Source organism: Vibrio sp. S9_S30 (assembly GCF_014694455.1).
GTDB lineage: Bacteria > Pseudomonadota > Gammaproteobacteria > Enterobacterales > Vibrionaceae > Vibrio.
The window spans coordinates 124885-148923 of sequence record NZ_JAAUWT010000001.1 but is presented as its reverse complement, the minus strand read 5'-3'; the positions used below and the strand labels follow the sequence as shown (position 1 = coordinate 148923).

18 protein-coding genes and 1 other RNA gene are annotated in these 24039 nt (G+C 45.3%); all 19 read right to left on the bottom strand.

Annotation, left to right across the window (positions count from 1 at the left end; translation table 11 throughout):
- Nucleotides 1-2: 2 nt before the first annotated feature.
- A complete protein-coding gene (carA, locus tag HC752_RS00710; RefSeq protein WP_190333166.1) occupies nt 3-1142 on the bottom strand; it encodes a glutamine-hydrolyzing carbamoyl-phosphate synthase small subunit in 1140 nt (379 codons plus the stop codon).
- Between the two features lie 481 nt (nt 1143-1623).
- A complete protein-coding gene (dapB, locus tag HC752_RS00705; protein ID WP_190333165.1) occupies nt 1624-2433 on the bottom strand; it encodes a 4-hydroxy-tetrahydrodipicolinate reductase in 810 nt (269 codons plus the stop codon).
- A 153-nt stretch (nt 2434-2586) separates the two neighbouring features.
- Nucleotides 2587-5313: a preprotein translocase subunit SecA gene (secA, locus tag HC752_RS00700; protein WP_190333164.1), complete on the bottom strand. Its 2727-nt coding sequence runs from the start codon at nt 5311-5313 to the stop codon at nt 2587-2589.
- A gap of 554 nt (nt 5314-5867) precedes the next feature.
- The gene (lpxC, locus tag HC752_RS00695; protein WP_190333163.1) at nt 5868-6785 is read right to left on the bottom strand and encodes a UDP-3-O-acyl-N-acetylglucosamine deacetylase; all 918 of its coding nucleotides are present in this window, start codon (nt 6783-6785) and stop codon (nt 5868-5870) included.
- A gap of 96 nt (nt 6786-6881) precedes the next feature.
- Nucleotides 6882-8114 (bottom strand): cell division protein FtsZ, encoded by a 1233-nt coding sequence (gene ftsZ / locus HC752_RS00690; protein WP_190333162.1) that lies wholly within the window; start codon nt 8112-8114, stop codon nt 6882-6884.
- 30 nt (nt 8115-8144) lie between these two features.
- Complete coding sequence (ftsA, locus tag HC752_RS00685) at nt 8145-9410, bottom strand: cell division protein FtsA (RefSeq protein ID WP_190333161.1); 1266 nt, start codon at nt 9408-9410, stop codon at nt 8145-8147.
- Nucleotides 9403-10188 carry a cell division protein FtsQ/DivIB gene (locus tag HC752_RS00680; protein WP_190333160.1) on the bottom strand — a complete coding sequence of 262 codons (786 nt, stop codon included), beginning with the start codon at nt 10186-10188 and terminating at the stop codon, nt 9403-9405. The genes ftsA and HC752_RS00680 overlap by 8 nt, the downstream gene beginning before the upstream one ends.
- 192 nt (nt 10189-10380) lie before the next feature.
- Nucleotides 10381-11844: a UDP-N-acetylmuramate--L-alanine ligase gene (gene murC / locus HC752_RS00675; RefSeq protein ID WP_190333159.1), complete on the bottom strand. Its 1464-nt coding sequence runs from the start codon at nt 11842-11844 to the stop codon at nt 10381-10383.
- Between the two features lie 15 nt (nt 11845-11859).
- Nucleotides 11860-12933 carry an undecaprenyldiphospho-muramoylpentapeptide beta-N-acetylglucosaminyltransferase gene (murG, locus tag HC752_RS00670; RefSeq protein ID WP_190333158.1) on the bottom strand — a complete coding sequence of 358 codons (1074 nt, stop codon included), beginning with the start codon at nt 12931-12933 and terminating at the stop codon, nt 11860-11862.
- Nucleotides 12920-14113: a cell division protein FtsW gene (gene ftsW / locus HC752_RS00665; RefSeq protein WP_190333429.1), complete on the bottom strand. Its 1194-nt coding sequence runs from the start codon at nt 14111-14113 to the stop codon at nt 12920-12922. Before ftsW ends, murG begins: the two co-directional genes overlap by 14 nt.
- 27 nt (nt 14114-14140) lie before the next feature.
- Nucleotides 14141-15484 carry a UDP-N-acetylmuramoyl-L-alanine--D-glutamate ligase gene (gene murD, locus HC752_RS00660; protein ID WP_190333157.1) on the bottom strand — a complete coding sequence of 448 codons (1344 nt, stop codon included), beginning with the start codon at nt 15482-15484 and terminating at the stop codon, nt 14141-14143.
- Between the two features lie 3 nt (nt 15485-15487).
- Nucleotides 15488-16570: a phospho-N-acetylmuramoyl-pentapeptide-transferase gene (gene mraY, locus HC752_RS00655; RefSeq protein WP_190333156.1), complete on the bottom strand. Its 1083-nt coding sequence runs from the start codon at nt 16568-16570 to the stop codon at nt 15488-15490.
- Nucleotides 16570-17928: a UDP-N-acetylmuramoyl-tripeptide--D-alanyl-D-alanine ligase gene (gene murF, locus HC752_RS00650; RefSeq protein WP_190333155.1), complete on the bottom strand. Its 1359-nt coding sequence runs from the start codon at nt 17926-17928 to the stop codon at nt 16570-16572. The genes mraY and murF overlap by 1 nt, the downstream gene beginning before the upstream one ends.
- Nucleotides 17925-19403 carry a UDP-N-acetylmuramoyl-L-alanyl-D-glutamate--2,6-diaminopimelate ligase gene (murE, locus tag HC752_RS00645; RefSeq protein ID WP_190333154.1) on the bottom strand — a complete coding sequence of 493 codons (1479 nt, stop codon included), beginning with the start codon at nt 19401-19403 and terminating at the stop codon, nt 17925-17927. The genes murF and murE overlap by 4 nt, the downstream gene beginning before the upstream one ends.
- A 34-nt stretch (nt 19404-19437) precedes the next feature.
- Nucleotides 19438-21165, bottom strand: a complete 1728-nt coding sequence (locus HC752_RS00640; RefSeq protein WP_190333153.1) for a penicillin-binding transpeptidase domain-containing protein — start codon at nt 21163-21165, stop codon at nt 19438-19440.
- Nucleotides 21162-21488 carry a cell division protein FtsL gene (gene ftsL / locus HC752_RS00635; RefSeq protein ID WP_190333152.1) on the bottom strand — a complete coding sequence of 109 codons (327 nt, stop codon included), beginning with the start codon at nt 21486-21488 and terminating at the stop codon, nt 21162-21164. Before ftsL ends, HC752_RS00640 begins: the two co-directional genes overlap by 4 nt.
- Entirely contained in the window at nt 21488-22438 is a 951-nt protein-coding gene (rsmH, locus tag HC752_RS00630; protein WP_190333151.1) for a 16S rRNA (cytosine(1402)-N(4))-methyltransferase RsmH, read from the bottom strand. Before rsmH ends, ftsL begins: the two co-directional genes overlap by 1 nt.
- A gap of 197 nt (nt 22439-22635) precedes the next feature.
- Nucleotides 22636-23027: RNase P RNA component class A (gene rnpB / locus HC752_RS00625), an RNA gene on the bottom strand.
- Nucleotides 23028-23133: 106 nt separating this feature from the next.
- Nucleotides 23134-23997 carry a 16S rRNA (cytidine(1402)-2'-O)-methyltransferase gene (gene rsmI, locus HC752_RS00620; RefSeq protein ID WP_190333150.1) on the bottom strand — a complete coding sequence of 288 codons (864 nt, stop codon included), beginning with the start codon at nt 23995-23997 and terminating at the stop codon, nt 23134-23136.
- Nucleotides 23998-24039: the final 42 nt, after the last annotated feature.

Here is a 24039-nt window from a genome sequence, read left to right as displayed (position 1 = left end):
AATTACGCTGAGTGCTGTTTAATTAGTTCGATAAAGTGATCAAATAGTGGCGCAGCATCGTGTGGGCCTGGGCTTGCTTCTGGATGCCCTTGGAAACTAAATGCCGGCTTATCTGTGCGATGAATACCTTGTAAAGAGCCATCGAACAGTGACTTATGCGTCGCGCGAAGGTTTTCTGGCAACGTTTCTTCATCCGCTGCAAAACCGTGGTTTTGAGAGGTAATCATGACAACATTGCGATCCAAATCTTTTACTGGGTGGTTTGCACCATGATGACCAAACTTCATTTTCACCGTTTGAGCACCAGACGCCAGTGCCAAGATTTGGTGACCAAGACAGATACCAAAAATGGGAAGACCTTTTTCAAGGAAAACTTTTGTGGCTTCAATAGCGTAAGTGCAAGGCTCTGGGTCACCCGGTCCATTAGACAAGAACACACCGTCTGGATTGAGAGCCAACACGTCTTCTGCTGACGTTTCGGCAGGAACAACCGTTAGGCGGCAACCGCGGTCGACAAGCATACGCAAAATGTTACGTTTTGCACCGAAGTCGTAGGCAACAACGTGGTATGGCAGCTCAGCATCGTCTTTTGCTTCCGGAAGACCACCCTCGAGCGTCCACGAACCTTGTTTCCATTGATACGTTTCTTTTGTTGTAACTTCTTTCGCAAGATCCATACCTTTCAAACCAGGGAATTCTTTTGCTTTAGCAAGAGCCAAAGCTTCGTCAAGGTTATTGCCTGCTACCACACAACCATTTTGAGCACCTTTCTCACGTAGAATACGGGTTAGCTTGCGCGTATCAATGTCAGCAATGCCAACAATATTTTGCGATTTAAGGTAATCAGAAAGAGATTGTTCGTTACGGAAGTTTGAAGCGATAAGAGGGAGATCGCGAATCACAAGGCCTTGTGCATGAATGGAAGAAGATTCTTCGTCTTCGGAATTGGTTCCGGTATTGCCAATGTGAGGGTAAGTAAGAGTAACAATTTGTTGAGAATAGGAAGGATCAGTGAGGATTTCTTGGTACCCCGTCATCGAGGTGTTAAAAACGACTTCACCAACAGCTGAGCCATCTGCTCCAATGGATTGTCCATGGAACACAGTCCCATCTTCTAGGACTAACAGTGCTGACTTACTCAAGGCAACCTCCAGAATAAAAATGCATTAAAAGTGTATTTAATTGCAAACTCAGCCCTAAATTCGTTATAAAAACGCGCTTTTGGGGAATTTAGACAAATTGGCGGTATTCTAGTGATCACTGTGATTTGTGTCAACATTCTCAGTAAAAGAAATTTATCATTTGTCTGCTAAAACACATTAATTGGTGCAAAAGCCATATAAATCTAACTTATCTTCCTACAACAACGTGTCAAATGCATATTGTTCATGAAAAATACCATTATTTAGTAAAAAACATAAGAAAATTGATTATATGGAAAAAGCAAACGATAATTCGTTACAAGTTAATGTTCATTTTAAGTCGTTTGCGTACAAATTGAGCTTAAGACGCCTAAATAAGAAGATTAACATTAGAGAAAATGGCGGATATTGCGTCTTTATTTTGCAAAAGATAGAAGAAGTGAAGTTATGCGCTAGAGGGTTCTAGCGCATAATTATTTAATTAAAGCTCATTCAGACCGAGAACATCAGTCATTGTGTAGAAGCCAGCGGGTTTTGATACTAACCAAACAGCAGCTTTTACCGCACCATTAGCAAATGTCATGCGGTCAGTCGCTTTATGGGTGATTTCTACACGCTCACCAATATCTGCAAACATAGCGGTATGTTCACCGACAATATCACCAGCACGGATAGTCGCAAAACCAATTTCATTTTTAGTGCGTTCACCCGTAATGCCTTCACGAGCATAAACCGCGACATCACTCAGCTGGTTACCCATCGCTCCGGCAATCGCCTCTCCCATACCAATGGCGGTACCTGAAGGGGCATCCACTTTATGGCGGTGATGCGCTTCAACTATCTCAACATCGCAGTAATCGCCCATTACTTTTGCTGCTTTCTCTAGCAATTTAAAGACTAAGTTGACACCTACACTGTAGTTTGGTGCCATGACGATAGGGATGCTTTTTGCCGCTTCATCGATCTGTGCTCGCTCGTCATCTGAGAACCCCGTCGTACCTATAACGATATGCTTCCCATGTTGCTTACAAAGTTCAATATTAGCTAAAGTGCTCACTGGGGCAGTAAAGTCAATAATGACATCAAATTCTTCAACCGCTTTCGCAAAATCGTCAACCAAAGCGATATCAAAATGACCTTCACCGCACAATTCGCCAGCATCGACGCCGATAAGAGAAGATTCTGGTCTTTCAGAGGCTGCGCCAAGCTGCGCATCAGAATTCAGGTGGGTGGCTTTTACCAAATTGCGGCCCATACGACCCGCTGCTCCTGCAATCGCAATTTTTACCATTGCGTAAGTTCTCCATTTGTTACGATGTGATCAATGTAACGTAAAGGCTCGAAAGTTACCACAGTTAAACAAGGTTTATTCTTTGTACAAGATGGCAAAGTGGACAAGTACAAAAAGAGCCGCAACGGCGGCTCTTTTAAGGAAGAGAGAAAATTAAATCTTACCGTGGCACTGTTTATACTTCTTACCACTACCACATGGGCAAGGTTCATTGCGCCCTACTTTGCGCTCTTCACGCTGAGTCGGATGTTGTTGACCAGCCTCTTCCTGTTCACCATCCGACAACGGGTTTTCAGCTTGCTGATGCTGGAACTGCTGACGTCGTGCGGCTTCTTCTGCCTGAGCACGGCGTTGCGCTTCCATACGTTCTACTTCTTCTTCCTGCTGAACTCGAACTTTACTCAGTACCGTAATCACATCCATTTTGAGTGAATCCAGCAAGCCTTCAAACAGTTCAAACGACTCACGCTTGTATTCCTGTTTCGGGTTCTTCTGCGCATAGCCACGTAAATGAATGCCTTGGCGAAGATGATCCATCGCTGCAAGGTGCTCTTTCCATAGAGTATCAAGCGTCTGCAGCATCACCGATTTTTCAAAGTTACGTAGAATATGTTCACCGACTACTTTTTCTTTCTCTTTGTATGCTTCAACGGCCATACCTAGAATTTTTTCGCGAAGAGCTTCTTCGTATAACTTGTCATCGTCATCAAGCCAAGTTTGGATAGGCATTGCTAAGTCAAAGTCCGCTTTTAAACGGTCTTCAAGACCTTTCACATCCCACATATCTTCTAGAGACTGAGGTGGAATGTATTCACTAATGACGTTATCGAACACATCCGTACGATTTTGTTCAATCATGTCACTGATGTCGTCGGCACTCATGAGTTCGTCACGCAACTCGTATACAACTTTTCGCTGATCGTTAGCAACATCATCAAATTCAAGAAGCTGCTTACGAATATCGAAGTTACGACCTTCGACTTTACGCTGCGCTTTCTCAATTGAACGTGACAACATTTTACTTTCAATCGCTTCACCTTCTTCCATTCCACTTTGGATAAGGCTTGCCATACGATCAGAAGTAAAGATTCGAAGCAATGAGTCTTCCATTGATAAGTAGAAACGTGATGAACCCACATCACCTTGACGACCAGAACGACCACGCAGCTGGTTATCGATACGACGAGACTCATGACGTTCAGTACCGATAATATGTAAACCACCGGCCTCAAGTACTTGGTCATGCACTTCTTTCCAATCGGCTTTCACTTGTTCGATCTGCTCTTGGGAAGGATTATCGAGTTGTTCCAACTTCGCTTGCCAGCTCCCCCCTAATACGATATCGGTACCACGCCCCGCCATGTTAGTGGCAATGGTAACCGCACCTGGCATACCAGCTTGAGCAACAATTTCCGCTTCTTTTTCGTGGAATTTCGCATTCAGTACATTGTGCTTAACTTTTGCATTCTTCAACGCATTTGAAAGCAACTCTGACTTCTCAATAGAGACGGTACCAACCAAAGACGGCTGACCTTTTGCGGCGCGCTCTTTGATGTCTTCAATGATGGCATTGAACTTCTCTGCTTCCGTGCGATACACCACATCAGGCATATCATTACGGATCATCGGTTTGTTGGTTGGAATAACCACGGTTTCCAAACCATAAATCGATTGAAATTCAAACGCTTCTGTATCTGCAGTACCTGTCATGCCCGACAGTTTTTCATATAAGCGGAAGAAATTCTGGAATGTAATAGACGCAAGCGTCTGGTTTTCATTCTGAATTTTCACCCCTTCTTTCGCTTCTACCGCTTGGTGCAAACCTTCAGACCAGCGACGCCCAGGCATTGTACGACCAGTATGCTCATCAACAATGACGACCTCATCATCTTCATTAACGATGTAGTCCACATTGCGCTCAAACAATACGTGAGCACGCAGCGCGGCATTAACGTGGTGAAGCAAGCTAATATTGGCAGGGGAATAAAGCGTATCGCCCTCTTCCATCAATCCATTTTTTATCATCAACTCTTCAACAAATTCTTGACCGTTCTCCGTCAAGTGAACCTGTTTGGACTTTTCATCCAGAGTGTAGTGCCCATCACCACGGTATTCTTCCGTGTCTTCCTTATCTTGGCGAACAAGGCTAGGAATCAGGGTGTTAATTCGAGTATAAAGATCCGAACTGTCTTCAGCAGGACCCGAGATGATTAATGGCGTACGCGCTTCATCGATAAGAATGGAATCCACCTCATCGACAACAGCAAAAAAACGCTCTCGCTGGACACGGTCTTCATCCCTAAAAGCCATGTTGTCACGTAAATAGTCGAAACCAAACTCATTGTTTGTTCCGTAAAGAATATCCGCTTGATAGGCTTCTTTTTTCGCTAAAGGAGGCATGTTCGGTACGTTAACGCCAACCGTCATCCCTAGGAATTCGAAAAGTGGACGGTTTGTTTCTGCATCTCGAGACGCTAAGTAGTCATTCACCGTTACAATGTGCACCCCTTTACTTGGAAGGGCATTAAGGTAAGCAGGAAGCGTTGCAGTTAAAGTTTTACCTTCACCTGTGCGCATTTCAGCAATCTGACCGTTATTAAGTACCATGCCGCCAATAAGCTGAACGTCGAAATGCCGCATACCAAAAACGCGTTTAGACGCCTCTCGAACCGTTGCAAATGCTTCCGGAAGCAAACTATCTAGAGAATCACCTTTTTCTAGGCGCTCGCGAAACTCGACGGTCTTCGCTTTCAGTTCTTCATCAGATAATGTTTCAAATTCTGGTTCGTAACTATTAATTTCTTTGACTATTTTTCGCAGACGACGCAGGGTTCGATCGTTGCGGCTGCCAATTACTTTTGTCAGTAGCTTAGTTATCATTTTCAGTGAATCTCTCTGTTTAGATCGTGCTCGATCTATCCTTGTAACTTTCAGTCTCTACCAGTTTCGAACTAAGAATACTGAGATACATCATGTTTGTAAGAATATTGAGGCGGCACCTTTCAATTTCAAGCGCTGATCTTAATTATCAAATTTGCCCCGTATATTAAGTGATAATCAAATTGACAACCATGGCTATTACCAATTGTTTGAAACAGGTTTAGAATTTTTCGATGTTCGGACAATAATCCTTCAGGATTTTTAGATGCAGAGGCAAGATCTTACCCAAAGGCTGGTATTCAAAGACCACAGCTCTGCACACTAGGAATACAGAAGCCTCGGAGTCGATGAGTGGAAAATGGTTATGCGCTATCGCAGACCGACACTGCGAAATGATCTTCTTGAATCCCAGCAAATCAGTAAATATCGTCAATTTGGTGAGAGATAAAAAATAGCCAAATTCTCAAGATAGGAGAATTCAGTAGTAAAAGCCTATTTTCAAACACAAAAAAACCAGACAAATGCCTGGTTTTTATAATTCTTTGTATTCACTATTACGCAAAAACCATATTAGGCTCACCAAACGCAACTGGAGAACCCACTTCTTCTTCGAAAGTAGCCCACTCCCACGCTTCTTGATCCGCTAGTACTGCTCTTAGTACTTTGTTGTTCATTGCATGACCTGACTTATAAGCGCGAAGTTCACCCACAATACTATGACCACACATGTACAAGTCGCCAATTGCATCAAGTACTTTGTGCACGACAAATTCATTATGAAAACGTAAGCCTTCTTCGTTAAGAATCCGGTATTCATCCAGAACGATAGCACAATCAAAGCTACCACCGAGACACAAATTCTGAGATTGAAGGTATTCAATATCCTTCATAAACCCAAAAGTGCGTGCTCTTGAGATATCTTTAACAAACGCTTGAGAAGAAAAGTCAAAAAGTAGGCGCTGTTCGTCAGATTCAATTGCAGGATGATCAAACTCAATAGCAAAATCCATACGGAAGCCATTATGGGGAACTAACTCCGCCCATTTGTCACCATCTTCAACGCGAACTTTTTTCTTAATACGTAAAAAACGTTTAGGGGCTTTGAGCGTTTCAATACCAGCTGACTGCAACAAATAGACAAATGGACTCGCACTGCCATCCATGATAGGGATTTCCGGCGCATCTACTTCAACAATAACGTTGTCAATTCCCATACCAGCCAATGCAGCATTGAGATGTTCAACCGTTGAGATTCTGATGCCGTCGTCATTCACCAGTGCTGTACACAGCATGGTGTCACGAACTGAGGCAGGATCCGCAGGGAAATCAACCGGCGGATTCATATCCGTTCTGCGATAAATAACACCTGTATTTGCCGCGGCGGGACGAAGAGTAAGCGTGACTTTTCTGCCCGAGTGTAAACCCACTCCGGTTGTCTTCACCATCTCTTTCAGAGTTCTTTGTCTGATCATTTACCTACCCCTACTACGTATACCAGCCGTGAGACCGTAAATTCGACCGCACATGCTACCACGTTTCTGACGAATATCAATTATCTCTTACACTCATCAGTCAGCTTGACGCCTTAAGAACGCTGGGATGTCCAAGTAACCATTCTCTTTTTCCTGCTTTGGTGCAGCGTTTGCACCACCTTGAGCAGGAGTTGAAGGGCTAGCTGGTGCAGCTGGCTGACTCTTCATCTCTTCACCTTTCGACAAGTTATTCACTTGCAAAGGTTGTGCCGTTTTTTCTTCAATTTTGGCTGATGGTGCTACTGTCTGTTGAGCTGACATGGTATTTTGTGGCTTAGAAGCGCCTGTTACTAGAGTAATTTCAGGCTTCTTCTCATTGCCAATCCCAGTTGCAACAACCGTAACGCGGATTTCATCGGTCATGTCTGGATCCAGAGATGTACCAATAACCACCGTCGCATTATCCGATGCAAATGCTTTTACAGTATTACCGACAGTTTCGAATTCGTCTAAGCGCATATCCAAACCTGCAGTGATGTTCACAAGAACACCTCTTGCGCCAGCTAAATCAATATCCTCCAGAAGAGGGCTAGAAATTGCCGTCTCTGCCGCTTCCTCTGCACGGTCTTCTCCTTTAGAAACACCGCTTCCCATCATTGCATGACCCATTTCCGACATCACAGTGCGCACATCTGCAAAGTCAACGTTAATCATGCCTGGGCGAGTAATCAATTCCGCAATACCTTGTACTGCGTTCTTAAGCACATCATTCGCACTTGCAAAAGCTTCAAGTAAAGTGACACCACGTCCTAATACCTTAAGCAGCTTTTCATTTGGGATAGTAATCAAAGAATCAACATGCTTTGATAATTCTTCGATGCCTTGTTCTGCGAAAGCAAGACGTTTCTTGCCTTCAAATCCAAATGGCTTCGTCACTACAGCGACCGTTAGAATACCCAATTCTTTCGCTACTTCGGCGATGACTGGAGCGGCACCTGTACCTGTGCCACCACCCATACCCGCTGCTATAAATACCATATCGGCACCGGTTAGGATTTCTTTAAGTCGATCTCTGTCTTCAAGAGCCGCTTCACGACCCACCTGCGGGTTTGCGCCAGCTCCAAGACCTTTGGTGATATCACCACCAATTTGAATGACACTGTTTACGCTCGTTTTACGAAGTGCTTGAGCATCTGTGTTGACACTGATGAATTCCACGCCTTCAATAGATTCACGCACCATGTGCTCTACGGCATTACCACCGCCACCACCAACTCCAACGACTTTAATTACCGCATCGTCAGACATTTCCATCATCGGTTCAAACATTTGTTATCTCCGTTTTTCCTGTATTTCAGGTTAAAACTCTTTCTGTATCCAATTACGCATTTTTTGAAACAACCCAGAAACATTAGATTGTCGCTTAGGTTCGTTGTAATCACCATCTTCGGAGAATTGGCTGTCTTTTGCGTAGTGAAGTAATCCAACCGCCGTAGAATCATACGGCTCTTTAACATAATCAGTTAAACCACTGATTTCCAACGGCTTACCGACTCTAACCTGGTTGCGAAAAACCCTTTCGGCACATTCCACAACGCCTTCAATCTGTGCCGCTCCACCCGTTAATACAATCCCTGCTGCGAGATGGTGCTTAATCCCCTCGGCACGCAGTTTGTCTTGAACAAGATCGATCGTCTGATTGACTAATCCCATAAGTTCAGTATATCTGGGCTCTATCACTTCCGATAGTGTTTGTCGTTGCAAACTTCGAGACGGACGACCACCAACACTCGGAACATTGACGGTATCGTCTTTACTGACAAGCTCACTAAGTGCACAACCGTACTTTACTTTTATCTCTTCAGCATCGCTAACAGGCGTACCAAATGCAAATGCAATGTCACTTGTTACTGCATTGCCTGCGTAGGAAAAGACTTCCGTATGCCTTAATGCACCGCCAGTCCAAATGGATACATCCATTGTCCCAGCGCCAATATCAACCACACAAACACCAAGCTCTCGCTCATCTTCAGTGATGACTGCATTGCTTGAAGCCAACCCAGAAAAAACCAGTTGTTCAACTTTCAGCCCGCAACGCTCTACTGCTTTAATAATATTTCTCGCCATATCGTTATGGCAAGTAATCAGATGAACGCTGACTTCCATCCTGACACCGGATAAACCAAGTGGGTTCTTGATCCCCTCTTGATAATCAATAGTAAATTCCTGAGGAATAACATGTAAAATCCGCTGCTCTTCACCAATTTTTATTGACTTTGCTGTGTGGATCGCACGATCCATATCGTCCTGAGAGACCTCTTCATCTGAAATGGTTCCCATTCCTTTTTCAATCCGACTCGCAATATGACGCCCTGAGAGCGAAATAAATACTTTGCTGATTTGGCATTCAGCCATTAATTCGGCTTGATCCACAGCCCTTTGTACTGATTTGACCACAGATTCAAGATCATTCACGCCACCCTTGTCCATTCCTCTCGAAGGACTTGTGCCGGCACCAATGATATTAATCTGCCCATCTGGTAGGCACTCGCCTACCAAAGCGGAAACGGTCGCAGTACCAATATCAAGACCAACAATGATGTTGTCATCTGTGGTTTTAGTCATTTGTGCTCTCTTGTACTAAATCCTGATTTGGAAACCAACCTATCGCCGCTCCTGTATCATACCGTAAGTCGATATGACTAATCTGTTGCGATTTTGAGCCAAGCTTTTGATAAAGTGCGACAAAACGTGCTATTCGTTCAAGAAGTGCTTCTTTTCCAAGTTCCAAACGTATTCCGCTCGTCAAAATAACTTGCCATGCACGTCTGTCGTTGAGAAGTACGGAAGAAACGGTAAGATCAACCGGAGCCAGTAACTCTTGAATCTTTTGCCAAGCTTGCAAGACTTGCTGATGACTTCCTTCAGGACCATAGAGTTTAATCTTTTCGCTCGTCAACTCGGCAATATCGGCATCAAATACATTTCCTTCCATGTTGATCAAGGAAACACCATTCCATATAGCCTGTGCTTTGTGCTCAACTAAGTATACTTTAATTGTGTCCGGCCATTGTTTACGTATCGATACTCTCGCGACCCACGGCAAAGCGAGTAAGGCATCCTGAAGCTCATTGACGTCTTGAGACATGAAGGTGCCAATATGCTCGAAAGAAGCAAAGGCACGTTGCACCTCTTTTGGCTGCACATGGGTCAGTTCGCCTTGCAATACTAATTTCGATAATGGTAATCGTTGCTCATCCCACATCCAATTTAATGTAGAAAACATCAACCAACCAATAAACAAAACGATAACGATTAGAAAACCTATCCCCAAGAATGTATTGTGTGGCTTGGGTAACGCTTCGTATGTTTCTATTTCGCTTTCATAGCTCACTGAGTGCATACCAATGCTATCAATTCTTTAACGATATTCTTGAACCAGTTTGGAGCAGAACATCCTAAAACTAAAGATAATTCGACTGATTTACTCAAACTGGCAATTATACTGACCATCATCCTATAGTCCATCAACCACTAGAATAAATATGGTCTAGTGTGACACATCGGACAAAAAACAGACAAAATAAAGGCTTGGCTACTGCTCCTGACGCATGCGTTCTACGTTTAACTCTAAACCAGCCAACACTTTGGCGACTTTACCAACATCACCAGCGCCTTGTGTTAATACTAGGTCACCATCTTGGAGAATGTTCGCAAGTACACTTGGTAAATTCTGTGTCTCTGAAACAAAAATTGGGTCAAGTTTTCCTCGGCTACGGATCGTCCTGCATAGGGCGCGACCATCAGCACCTGCAATGGGTGCTTCTCCGGCTGAATAAACGTCTAACATAATCAGCACATCTACTTTTTCGAGTACATTTGCAAAATCATCATACAAATCCCTCGTTCGGCTATACCGGTGTGGCTGAAATACCATGACCAATCGCTTGTCTTTCCATCCAGCCCTTGCTGCATCAATGGTGACATCCACTTCACTAGGATGATGGCCATAATCGTCCACTAGCATTGCCTTACCACGACCTGTTTCGAACTCGCCCAAATGATCAAAGCGACGCCCAGTCCCTTGAGTGCCCGCCATCGCTTTTAATATGGCATCATCTGCAACATCATCTTCTGTTGCGACAGCAATGGCCGCCGACGCGTTTAGCGCGTTGTGCTTGCCTGGAATGTTTAATTTAATATTTAAGTTAGCTTTGCCTTTCCGGACAACCGTGAACTTTCCTTGCTGCCCCTCTTGACGATAATTTTCAATTCTTACGTCTGCATCTTCTGAAAATCCGTACGTAATTACCTGCCGACTCACTCCGGGTATCAATTCCCGAACAACTGGATCATCGATACACATGATAGCCTGCCCATAAAATGGCAAATTATGGAGGAAATCAATGAAGGTTTGTTTTAAGGTTTCGAAATCACCGCCATAGGTATCCATATGATCAGCTTCAATGTTGGTAACAATACTGACCATCGGCTGCAAGTGTAAGAATGACGCGTCACTTTCATCAGCTTCTGCGATAAGAATTCGGCTAGAACCCAAGCGAGCATTTGTACCTACACTTTTCACCAATCCACCATTTACAAAGGTTGGATCAAGCCCCGCTTCCGAATAGATCTGTGTGACAAGTGCCGTTGTCGTTGTTTTACCATGGGTTCCAGCCACAGCGATACCATGTCGAAATCTCATTAATTCCGCCAACATTTCAGCACGACGCACGACAGGGATGCGCTTTTCTTTTGCTGCAACCAATTCAGGGTTATCTTTCTTAATGGCTGTTGAGACCACCACCACACTGGCCTTTTCAATATTATTTTCATCATGACCCAAATAAATGGTTGCCCCTTTGTCGCTCAACCTTTTTGTTACTGGGTTCTCAGCTAGATCTGAGCCTGATATGTGATACCCCTCGTTGAGCAGCACTTCAGCGATACCACTCATTCCTGCACCACCAATTCCAACAAAATGAATGGACTTCACCCTTCTCATTTCTGGCACCATTGCACGGAGTTGAGAGATATCTTGGTTGTGTTCTATTGTCATTTTGGGTTTCTCATTCTATCGGTCAACAGGCTGTTGAGTTAATTCTATAATCGCGTTTGCTACGTCTTGATCAGCATTTGGCTTTGCCGATTTTTGAGCATTGATGGCCATCTGAACCAAGCTTGCTCTGTTCAGCCGCTTTATGGTTTCTGACAGTTTTTCTGCGGTAAGATCCGGTTGCTCGATCATAATCGCCGCATTAGCATCGACAAGATGATCGGCGTTCAGCGCTTGCTGGCGATCTTTATGCATGAAAGGCACAAAGATCGCTCCCACACCAGCGGCAGAAATCTCGGATACGGTTAATGCACCGGAACGGCAAACGACGAGATCAGCCCATTCATAAGCTGCTGACATGTCATCAATAAACTCTGTGACCTCGACTTGAAGATCGGCGCTTTCGTAAGCTAATTGGACTGACTCTTGATTTCCTTTGCCCGCTTGATGGCGAATAATATAACCTTTTCCAAGCAAAGGTGCTGTTTCAGGTAACGTGGTATTTAGGATTCTCGCTCCTTGACTCCCCCCCATCACTAGGATTCGAATATCACCTTCACGAGATGCTACTCGGGATTCTGCTGACCCAAGAGCAATGACATCCTGCCTGACAGGATTCCCGACAACAGGAACATGTTTAAAAGCACCAGGAAATGCCTGAAAGACCCTAGTTGCTATTTTTGATAGCCACTGATTCGTCAAGCCTGCTACCGCATTTTGCTCATGAAGAACCAAAGGAATACCCGACAACCACGCCGCAACACCGCCAGGACCGCTGACGTATCCGCCCATTCCTAGCACAACATCCGGCTGCCAAGCTTTGATGTGTTTCTTGGCTTGGAAAATAGCATTGAGAATTTGAAAAGGCGCTTTCATTAATTTTAACGCCCCTTGTCCTCGAAGCCCTTTCACTTGAATAAAATCGATGTCAATACCATGCTTTGGCACAAGGTCAGCTTCCATACGGTCTGCCGTACCCAACCAGCGAATTTCCCACCCTTGTTCTTGCAAGCATTTAGCGACAGCCAAGCCAGGAAAAACATGCCCTCCAGTACCACCAGCCATCACCAATAAACGTTTATTTTGTTTCATTTGAGTTCTTATGTTCAGAAATTTTCATTTGTTGCGACAGTCGCCGCTCGTGATCTATCCGCATCAATATCGCCACCGCGACACACATCACTATTAAGCTGGAGCCACCATAACTAATAAGCGGCAGAGTCAAACCTTTCGTCGGAACCATACCAGCAGCGGCACCGACGTTAACTAGAGTTTGAAAAGCAAACCATATCCCTATACCAAATGCCAAATACCCACCAAACATTTGCTTGGCTTCAAACGCTTTTTTTCCAATGAATATCGCTTTCAGGACTAATGCAAAAATCAGCATCAGTACAATACTAACGCCAACAAACCCTAGTTCTTCTGCGATGACCGCGAAAACAAAGTCGGTATGCGCTTCTGGTAGGTATTCTAATTTTTGGATGGAGTTGCCTAATCCCTGACCAAACCAACCACCTCGACCAAAAGCCATTAAGGATTGAGTCAGCTGATAGCCACTACCGAAAGGATCATTCCATGGGTCTAGAAAAGACGTTACGCGTCGTACTCGATAAGGTTCAACCAATATAAGTACAACAACACCAGCAATCCCAACCATCATCAGTGCTAAAAACTGCCATAATTTGGCACCTGCAATGAACAACAAGCCAAACATGGTGACCAGCATGACGATTACGGTGCCCAAATCAGGCTGCCCCAACAGTAACAATGCGACAAGGCCGAAAACGATGATGGGTTTCATAAAACCACCAAAGAACGTTTTCCTGACTTCATCCTGCTTACGAACCAAATAGCCCGCCATAAACATGAAAAGAGCCAATTTGGTCAACTCTGCTGGTTGTAAGTTAAAAACTCCCAGCGGGATCCAACGAGACGCACCATTCACGGATTTACCGGCCACCAGTACGAAAATCAATAGAACAAAGCAAATCCCCAATAATATGTGGCTGTATCGAAACCAACGATCCATCGGAATTTGAACCACGACAGAAGCCGCAGCAAGCCCAACTATGCAGAACGCAAGCTGTTTATACATAAAATAAAAGGGGGTATCAGTAAGACGGCTGCTCACGGGGAAAGAGGCGGATGTCACCATAACCAAACCGATGAGCATTAGCCCAAACGACAGCCAAAGTAGCTGTCTATCAAACAACACTTGGGGTGCTGGTTCAAACAACCAGCGTTTGCAGTCGGAGAATGTCTCAATCAAGCGTCCCAACAACCTTCCCTCTAACCTTTACAAAGACGCGTAGCGCTGTGCGAGCTGAGTAAATGCATCACCTCGTGCCATAAAGTTTGGATATTGATCAAAACTGGCACACGCAGGCGATAACATAACAATATCACCAGCACCTAATTTGGACGAAATACAGGCTAGTGCTTCATCCATCGTCTCCCAGCGGACTGCAGACGGGTGTAAGGGTAAAAATTCGCCACCATCTTCGCCATAGCAGTGTAATACCACAGGCAAAGACGCGAGTACGGGGGCAAGTTCAGAAAAATCAGCCCCTTTCCCATCACCGCCAACCAACAAGTGAAGAGTTCCTTCACATTGCAGCCCAGACAGCGCAGCCAGAGTGCTGGCGACATTGGTGGCTTTAGAGTCATTTATCCATGTAATACCCTGAGACTGCGCAACAACCTGACAGCGATACGTTAACCCTGTGTAACCTTGAAGAGCATAGGCAGATTGGTGATAGTCGACACCTACAGCATCAAGTAGAGCCATGGCCACTAAGGCATTCATACTATTATGTTGACCAACAAGACTTAACGAAGAAACAGAAACGAAGCGTGCCTCGCCTTTTGCAAGAAAAGCATCATCATTCACGGTTTTCAAATGATAGTCAGCATTGGAGGGGGCAAACGTCACGATGTCACCAAGAAAATCGAGTGTTGGGAAGGTTGCCGAGTCTAGCTTGTTCACAATGGCTTTTTCGGCATTGAGGAAAATTCGCTGTTTAGCTGCGCCATAGGCGGCAAAATCTTCGTACCGATCCATGTGGTCTTCCGTCAGATTCAAAAAAGCGGCGGCAACCAATGGCAGATTTGATGTCGTTTCCAGCTGAAAACTCGACAACTCAAGCACATAAAGATCGGCATCGTCTTCAAGCAAATCCAATGCGGGCACCCCAATATTGCCACCCACTCTTGTTTTACAGCCTGCCGCATTCGCCATCACACCCGTTAAATCGGTGACCGTGCTTTTGCCATTTGACCCAGTAATGGCAATAACGGGTTTCGTTACAGCCCAACCAAACAATTCAATGTCACCCACAATAGGCACACCTTGCTTAATTGCTCTCTGTAGCTCCGGCGTGGCTAACGCGATACCAGGGCTCGCTACAATGAGATCGGCATTTTGAAGCCAGCTTTCATTCCAACTTCCTGTGTGAACGGCAATATTCTCATTCAACTTATCCAAGCCCGGAGGATTGGCTCGAGTATCAATGACTTTCACATTCAAAGGTGGCTTCTGGCGCAGCAAATGATTGACGACAGAGAGACCAGTCATACCCAGCCCGACAACAACGACGTCTCGAACGTTTTTCCAACGATGCTCGTTTAGGTTTCCATTCATGGATTAACGTACCTTCAGAGTCGCCAGACCAATAAGAACCAAAATAATAGAGATGATCCAGAAGCGCACAATCACACGAGGCTCAGGCCAACCTTTTAATTCATAATGGTGATGAATCGGTGCCATACGAAATATACGTTGACCGCGAAGTTTGTATGAGCCCACTTGAAGGATAACGGACACGGTTTCCATGACGAATACCCCCCCCATGATCACCAACAGCAACTCTTGGCGCACTAATACCGCGATGGTGCCTAGCGCTCCCCCCAATGCAAGGGAACCCACATCACCCATGAAAACTTGAGCTGGGTAAGTGTTGAACCACAAAAAGCCCATACCAGCACCAACAATCGCGGTACACACAACCACCAGTTCGCTGGTGTAAGGGATATGAGGGATATGCAGGTAGGCGGCAAAATTCACGTTCCCCGTTGCCCACGCAATAACAGCAAAACCAGCGGCCACCATAACCGTTGGCATAATCGCAAGACCATCTAGCCCATCCGTTAAGTTCACTGCATTACTGGTGCCGACAATCACAAAATACGTGAAGACAATGTACAACAACCCCAGTTGAGGCATGACATCTTTAAAGAATGGCACCACCAATTGAGTCGCAGCCGTGTCCTTACCATGCACATAAAGCGCAAACGCGACAACAAGCGCAATACTGGATTGCCAGAAATATTTCCAGCGAGCAATGAGGCCATCGGTATTTTTGCGCACAACTTTACGGTAGTCATCAACAAACCCTACAGCGCCATATCCCAATAAAACGGCCATGACTGCCCAGACATAGGGGTTCGATAAATCAGCCCAAAGAAACACCGTGATCGCAATAGAGGATAGAATCATCAGCCCTCCCATGGTGGGAGTACCACGCTTACTAAAGTGAGATTCTGGACCGTCATTGCGAACCACTTGACCGATTTGCAGCATTTGCAAACGCTCAATCAATCGAGGTCCCATCCATAATGAAAGACCCAGAGCGGTCAATACACTGAGGATGGCACGAAAAGACAGGTATTCGAACAATCGAAAAAAAGAAAAATATGGCTGAAGTAACTCTGCAAGCCAAATAATCATTATTGAATCTCCTTCAAAGCAGCGACTACTTTGCTCATTCCGGCGCTGTTTGCCCCTTTGACCAATAGTGTGTGCATTTGATTTTGTTGTGTTTCTAGTTGCTGCTTAATAAATTGGATCATGGCATCGTGGGAATCAAAATGTTGACCGCCACATTCTTCGCTGATCACTTTTGTGTCGTTCCCGTAGGTCAACACATATTCAAAATTAAATGGTGCCGAATGTTGTCCGACTTCACGGTGAAGTTCAAGGCTTTCGTCCCCTAATTCCGCCATAAAGCCCAAAATTAACCAGCGCACGCCATCATAATGATTCAGCAAATCTGCGGCTGCTTTCATGGCTGGAACACTGGCGTTGTAGCTATCATCGATAAGGCGAACATGTTCATTGAGCTTGATCACCTCCACTCGACCCGAGACATTTGTCATGTTAGCCAGCCCAGATTGTATTTCTGTCAACGTAGCGCCAGCGTTTTGCCCAAGCGCTGCTGCCGCGACGGCATTGGCAACATTATGTTCACCCACTAAAGTCAAGCTCACAGGTATGCTTCCAAGCGGCGTACACAGGGTAAAAGAGGGAAACCCTTCTTCCGATACCTTGATATCTTGTGCGAAAAAATCAGCACTGGAATCGGTGGCAGAAAACGTAACGACTTGCTTATCGCTTAATGTGTTCGTCCAAAATGCCAAACCATTACTGTCATTATTGACAACTGCGATCCCCTTCTCGGATAGCCCTTGAAAAATTTCACCTTTCGCTTGCTTAACCCCATCCATAGAGCCAAAACCTTCAAGGTGTGCAGCCGCGACATTATTCACTAACGCGATTTCCGGTTTTACTAAGCAAGTGGTGTAAGCGATTTCTCCGACATGATTCGCACCCAACTCAATGACGGCATAATCATGTTTCTTTTCGGATCGAAGCAATGTTAAAGGCACACCAAACTCATTATTGAAGTTGCCAAGCGTCGCCAACACACGACCTTTTTGTCGCAACACGGCACTGACCATCTCTTTAACGGTTGTCTTTCCACAGCTCCCAGTCAGAGCAATGGTCAAGCTTTCGCTTTGCTTATGCACCCAAGAACCGAGAGCGCCAAGTGCTTTTGTTGTATTTTCTACAATGATTTGTGGGACAGCAATGGGAAGCTCGCGTTCGACTAAAAGCGCTTTCGCGCCCTTATCTACCGCCTGCTGGCAAAAATCATGGGCATCAAAACGCTCACCCACAATGGCAATAAACAGTGCAGATTCTTCAATGGTGCGCGTATCGGTTGAGACGGACTGTATCTGAACATCGTCCCCCTTTAATGTCCCTTCAAGAATGTGAGTCGCTTGAGAAAGAGAAAAACTGATCATCCCATAATTCCTAATAATTGCTCTGCGGTTTCTCTATCGGAGTAGTACACGGTTTTATCAGCCAAAACCTGGTAGTCTTCATGCCCTTTGCCTGCCAATAAGATGATGTCATGCTCAGATGCATTACGCAGAGCGTACGAACAGGCATCAAATCGATCATGTTTGATAACCACCTTATCTGGCTGTTTAATGCCTTCAAGGATATGTTTAATGATTAACTCAGGCGATTCACTTCTTGGGTTATCGTCTGTCAGGATCGTATGATCGGCTAGCCTTTCTGCTATTTCCGCCATCATCGGGCGCTTACCAGTGTCTCGGTCACCACCACACCCAAAGATAACCCAAAGTTTCCCTTCGCAATGGACACGCAATGCCGATAATGCTTTTTCTAATGCATCGGGTGTATGGGCGTAATCCACAACAACTTTGGCTTTCCCACTTCTTTGAAAGATCTCCATGCGCCCAATAACAGGCGAAAGCCTAGGCGCCGATTCTATCAACGCTTTTTTTTCAAAGCCCATTTCCAACAAAGAACCAAACGCAAGCAGTATATTGCTCGCGTTAAACGCACCAATCAGAGGAACGGAAAGTTTACCGATGCCCCAATGACCATCGAATGAGAGTTCAATACCCTGGGCACCGTATTTCACGTCAGTGGCATAAAGAGACTTTTCTGTCTTTGGATTTGACTCTAAAGAAACAGCTAAAGGCGAGTCTAAACGTTGAATCCATTGTGCCCCAACGGAATCATCAACGTTGATCACGGCTTTACGACAATCATGGTCTCGAAATAAAGTGAATTTCGCATCAGCATAAGACTTCATGGTTTCATGATAGTCGAGATGATCACGGCTCAAGTTGGTAAACACCCCCACCGCAAAAGTCAGTGCCTTGACTCTCCCTTGAATCAAACCATGAGAAGACACTTCAATGGCAGCGTGTTCTGCGCCTTGCTGTCTTAGGCTGGATAAAGTTTCGACCACCTCAATGGCACTTCCCGTGGTATTCACCGCAGGCTTGATAGCGTGGAGAAAACCATTACCTGCCGTCCCCATTACTGCGGCTTTTTTTCCAACCAATTCGATCCATTGAGCGATGATTTGCGTAATGGTGGTTTTTCCATTGGTACCGGTGACCCCGATGAGTTTTACATCGATCTCCCCATACGCTCGCAAAGAAAGCGCCGATAGGATCATAGGCAAATCACTGAGATAAAAAATCAACACACCGTTTTGGACTTCATAACTGCCATGTGGATGCGCCTCAGTAGCTTGAGCAAGCACCGCAGCAGCGCCGCCATTAATGGCGGAGGGAATAAAGTCATGCCCATTAATAGCGTGACCTGAAAGTGCGATAAAAACGTCACCAGGCTGCACTTTCCGACTATCCAATACTAGCTTTGCAATACGAACATTCAATGCTTCGGGAATATTTGCATCTGTCCATGGACGAATCAGAGAAGCTAAATTATGCACGCCATTTCCCCTTATCTATTCTTTAGAGATTCTATTATTCCGAAAACGGGTTTTCATCTGGTGCAACATTGAGAATTTGTAGTGCACCTTTCATGATTTCAGAAAATACAGGCGCAGCAACTGTGCCACCATAATATTGGTCACCTTGCGGCTCATTGACAACGACAACCAATGCCAACCGAGGATCGCTTACTGGTGCAATGCCGGCTGTATAAGCGAAATATTCGTCACTGTAACCACCTGCCGTTGCTTTACGGGACGTCCCCGTCTTGGCAGCAATCCGATACCCCGGAACAGCAGCACGTGTGGCACTGCCTCCTTTTTGGGTGACCTTTTCCATCATATTCAACACCAATCTGACGTTGCGCTCATCGATCACTTGTTTGAAAACATCATGCTTGTTGTTTTTCACGATATGTAAAGGTCGATACATACCATAGTTGCCCAACGTCGCGTAAGCATGCGCCAATTGAATAGGGGAAACCGATACCCCATAACCGAACGACAGTGTGGCAATTTCAAACTGAGACCAGCGACGTCGCGACGGGAATATCCCAGTGGTTTCACCGACAAGGTTTAAACCACTGACTTCACCAAACCCCACGGAGCTGTACATGCCCAGCAATGCCTCAACTGGCATTGCGAGTGCTAACTTAGCGACACCGATATTACTCGATTTTTTCAATATCGTGGTGAGATCGGCTTTTCCAACCTTCGACACATCCCTGACTCGGCTTCCACCAATTTGTAGAATGCCATTGCCCGTATCAATTTCTGTGTTTTCATCAGCGACACCATTTTCCAGAGCCGCCAACACAACAAAAGGCTTCACTGTCGAACCCGGCTCGAACGCATCTGTAATGGTTCGATTTCTCATTCGAAAACTTTGTCGTTGAGAACGGTTGTTTGGGTTATAAGATGGTGCATTGACCATCGCCAGCACCTCTCCCGTTTTGACATCGAGAAGCACCGCTGAAGCCGACGTTGCATTGTGATCGGCAACCGCTTGTTTCATTGCTCGGTAAGCAATGGATTGCAATCTTTGATCAATAGTAAGCTGAAGAGGCTGTCCTTCTTCTCTTTCTTCAAGAGAAATATGTTCAACCACGCGCCCAAAGCGATCTTTTCGAATAGTGCGTTTTCCAGCCTCTCCCATGAGCCATTTGTCGTACGATCGTTCTATACCTTCGAGTCCATGGTCATCAATGCCTGTTACTCCAATTAGGTGAGCACTGACTTCACCAGAAGGGTAGTAGCGCCTAGATTCTTGCTTTAGCCCTACACCCAACAATTTTAATTCTCGAATGTAATTTGCCATCGCAGGGCTGACTTGGCGTTGAAGATAGATAAAACGGCGAGACTTATTCTTGTTGATCCGATCTATAAGCTTTTGACGATCCATTCCAAGCACATCGGCTAATGCATACCAACGCTCTTTCGGTTCAAGACCGGATTCTTTGAATATGGTAACAGGATCCGCCCAAACGGCTTCCACTGGAACAGAGACGGCAAGTTGTTCCCCATTCCGATCGGAAATAATCCCCCGAGCGGACGGTAACGCCTTAACACGAACAGAGCGTAAATCACCTTGTTTAATGAGGTTGTCTGGCTCGATAACCTGAATGTAAGCGAGTCTCACCAACAATGCGCCCATGACACAAACAACCAATCCAAGCACAACAACAAAACGCCAACGGATAAGAACTGGCGTTTCCTTTTTTGGTTGCTTTCTTGTGTTCGACGTGGATTTGGACTGACTCATTGGAAAGAAACTATCACCTCTTTGTCGGCATCAGGACGCTTCATGTCTAACTCTTTCTGAGCCACTTCTTGTACTCGGCTGTGCTCTGCCAACGCATTTTCTTCCAGTATCAAGTTTCGCCATTCGTTATCTAAGCGATCCCTTTCAACCAGTTCACTATCACGCTGGTTAATAGCCGCTCTTGTATCATGAGTGGTATGCACGACCCACATTGCAGAAGCAAACGCCAGCAATAGAAGTGTCGCAGGAACTCGTCCGACGGTAACAATGTCGATCAAAATGAGTTTGGCGAGATTAGGGGAAACATCCTTGGTGCTTGGCATTAAAGTTTTTCCGCGATCCTTAATACTGAGCTGCGCGATCGGTTGTTTTCATCCACTTCTTGCTTGGAAGGCTTAATGGCCTTGCTGACTGTTTTCATTCGTGCACTGCCCAACGCCTTGATTTGATCTTCAGTCATCGGAATACCATGTGGAACTTCAGGTCCCTTGCTCTCTTTTCTCATAAAACGCTTCACCATGCGATCTTCCAAAGAATGGAAGCTGATGACAGAAAGGCGCCCTTGTGCCGCTAGAATCTCAGCCGCCCCTTTCAATGCGGTCTCTATTTCTTCCAGTTCACTATTGATGTAAATGCGAAAAGCTTGGAAACTGCGAGTCGCTGGATGCTTTTTCTCTTTGAAGTTTTTCGGTGCCGCATCGGCAATCAGCTTGGCTAACTGACCAGTACGAGTCATTGGTTCATTTTCGTCATTTTCACGATAGGCAACAATAGCTTTAGCAATTCGCCTAGCGTGCTTATCTTCACCAAACTCGCGAATGACCCACGTAATGTCATCTAAATCCGCATCTTTTAGCCACTCTGAGACAGGAATACCTGATGTTGGATCCATTCTCATATCCAATGGTCCGTCTTTCATGAAACTAAAACCACGCTCTGCGTCATCCAATTGTGGTGAAGACACACCCAAATCGAGAAGGACACCATCCACTTTACCAACCAGTTCATAGCGCTCGGCATATTCTGCAATGCCTGAAAATGGACCATGAACAATGGTAAAGCGAGGATCGTTAATTTTTTCAGCTTCAGCAATCGCCGTCGGATCGCGATCAATACTATACAGGCGACCCTTTTCCCCTAACTTAGAAAGAATGGTTCGGCTATGACCACCACGACCAAATGTGCCGTCTATATAAATACCGTCGGGTTTAATCGCCAAGCCATCAATGGATTCATTTAGTAAAACGGAAATGTGCTGAAATGTCTCTGTCATGGTTTTCTCTTGTGCCGAATGGCGAAAATAAAGCAAGGGTTTAGTGTACTGATTTAGACCTAGGCTGCCAGTACTTAATCTTATTTTGTTAGCTTTTGTATCTCAGTCTCGACGAGTTTAGCCACTCTCACCAGAAATACGTCAATAAATAGCAAAAAACCCATCATTACTTAGTAAAGTAATGATGGGTTCTGAATAGGTGGAGTCGACATATAAGCCGGGTTCTGTTCCGCTTGCGCGGCAGTAGCCATTCGTCTAGGCCAGCAATCGCTCACTGGCTCAAGCAACCTACCCGCTTCCTTACGCGAGCAACGCAATGTGGAAGCCTATTTGGTCTTGCTCCGGGTGGAGTTTACCTTGCTACGAACTGTTGCCAGCCGCACGGTGCGCTCTTACCGCACCCTTTCACCCTTACCTGTGCCCTTCCCGAAGGAAATAGGTCATCGGCGGTTTTCTCTCTGCTGCACTTGTCGTAGGCTTGCGCCCCCCAGGCGTTACCTGGCACCCTGCTCTATGGAGCCCGGACTTTCCTCCCCTCCGTCAGTCTCCCGAAGGACATCAACGAAGCAGCGACTACCCAGTCAACTCCGACCGCGGATTGTATAGAGATAGACGCCTACTGTCTAGGGGCTCACTAGCCTTAACGATATTTTTCATGTAAATCGTATAAAACTCACTCAAATGCTTCGTTGTCCTCAATCTAAATGCTCTAGTCCCCATTTATACAATGCATTTTTTTTGAGATTGTATATTTCCGCTGTCATCGCTGCCGCTTTTTTAAGTGGTAATTCTTTGGTTAAAATACTCAACGTGCGAGTCACCTCTTCTGGGATCGCTTCCGTGACTTGCTCTCGATAACCGTGGATAAGCAGCACCATTTCACCTTTTTTACGGTTGTCATCCTCTTCAATCCAAGAAATGAGATCCCCCAGTGGCATCCCTTGAATCGTCTCATACGTTTTGGTCAGCTCCCGAGCAAGAACCACTTCTCTATCAGCCCCAAGGATCTCCAGCATATCTTTGAGAGAATCCATGATGCGGTGTGGAGACTCATAAAAAATACAGGTACGCTCAACCTTAGCAATTTCAAGAAATTTATCTTTTCGACCTTTGCTTTTTGGCGGAAGAAAACCTTCAAAGCTGAATCTATCGGATGGCAGCCCCGCTGCGCTCAATGCGGTCACCACAGCACACGCACCAGGTAATGGCACAACTTTGACCCCCGCCTGACGACATTGATTCACTAGGTGATACCCTGGATCACTGATTAATGGCGTTCCTGCATCGGAAACCAGAGCAATAGAAAGCCCTTGTTGCAGTCTATCAACCAATACTTGCGCTTTTTGCTGTTCATTGTGATCATGCAGAGCGAATGTTTTCGTCGATATATTAAAGTGGGAAAGTAACCTGCCTGTATGGCGAGTATCTTCAGCCGCGATAAGATCCACGCTGGATAATACTTCTATTGCTCGCTGCGTAATATCGCCCAAATTTCCGATTGGGGTGGGAACAATATAGAGAGTTGAGACCTCAGACGGGGAAGAATTGTTGTCTGTCATTTGTTTACCATCACTTCAACGATTAATATAGAGACAATTTTG

What these genes read in the sequence shown, in the direction of transcription:
- murC (WP_190333159.1), bottom strand. Translation starts at nt 11,844, where the DNA reads ATGACAATAGAACACAACCAAGATATCTCTCAACTCCGTGCAATGGTG.
- HC752_RS00680 (WP_190333160.1), bottom strand. Translation starts at nt 10,188, where the DNA reads ATGCACTCAGTGAGCTATGAAAGCGAAATAGAAACATACGAAGCGTTA.
- ftsL (WP_190333152.1), bottom strand. Translation starts at nt 21,488, where the DNA reads ATGCCAAGCACCAAGGATGTTTCCCCTAATCTCGCCAAACTCATTTTG.
- murF (WP_190333155.1), bottom strand. Translation starts at nt 17,928, where the DNA reads ATGATCAGTTTTTCTCTTTCTCAAGCGACTCACATTCTTGAAGGGACA.
- lpxC (WP_190333163.1), bottom strand. Translation starts at nt 6,785, where the DNA reads ATGATCAGACAAAGAACTCTGAAAGAGATGGTGAAGACAACCGGAGTG.
- murD (WP_190333157.1), bottom strand. Translation starts at nt 15,484, where the DNA reads ATGAATGGAAACCTAAACGAGCATCGTTGGAAAAACGTTCGAGACGTC.
- ftsZ (WP_190333162.1), bottom strand. Translation starts at nt 8,114, where the DNA reads ATGTTTGAACCGATGATGGAAATGTCTGACGATGCGGTAATTAAAGTC.
- mraY (WP_190333156.1), bottom strand. Translation starts at nt 16,570, where the DNA reads ATGATTATTTGGCTTGCAGAGTTACTTCAGCCATATTTTTCTTTTTTT.
- ftsA (WP_190333161.1), bottom strand. Translation starts at nt 9,410, where the DNA reads ATGACTAAAACCACAGATGACAACATCATTGTTGGTCTTGATATTGGT.
- secA (WP_190333164.1), bottom strand. Translation starts at nt 5,313, where the DNA reads ATGATAACTAAGCTACTGACAAAAGTAATTGGCAGCCGCAACGATCGA.
- rsmH (WP_190333151.1), bottom strand. Translation starts at nt 22,438, where the DNA reads ATGACAGAGACATTTCAGCACATTTCCGTTTTACTAAATGAATCCATT.
- HC752_RS00640 (WP_190333153.1), bottom strand. Translation starts at nt 21,165, where the DNA reads ATGAGTCAGTCCAAATCCACGTCGAACACAAGAAAGCAACCAAAAAAG.
- dapB (WP_190333165.1), bottom strand. Translation starts at nt 2,433, where the DNA reads ATGGTAAAAATTGCGATTGCAGGAGCAGCGGGTCGTATGGGCCGCAAT.
- rsmI (WP_190333150.1), bottom strand. Translation starts at nt 23,997, where the DNA reads ATGACAGACAACAATTCTTCCCCGTCTGAGGTCTCAACTCTCTATATT.
- murG (WP_190333158.1), bottom strand. Translation starts at nt 12,933, where the DNA reads ATGAAACAAAATAAACGTTTATTGGTGATGGCTGGTGGTACTGGAGGG.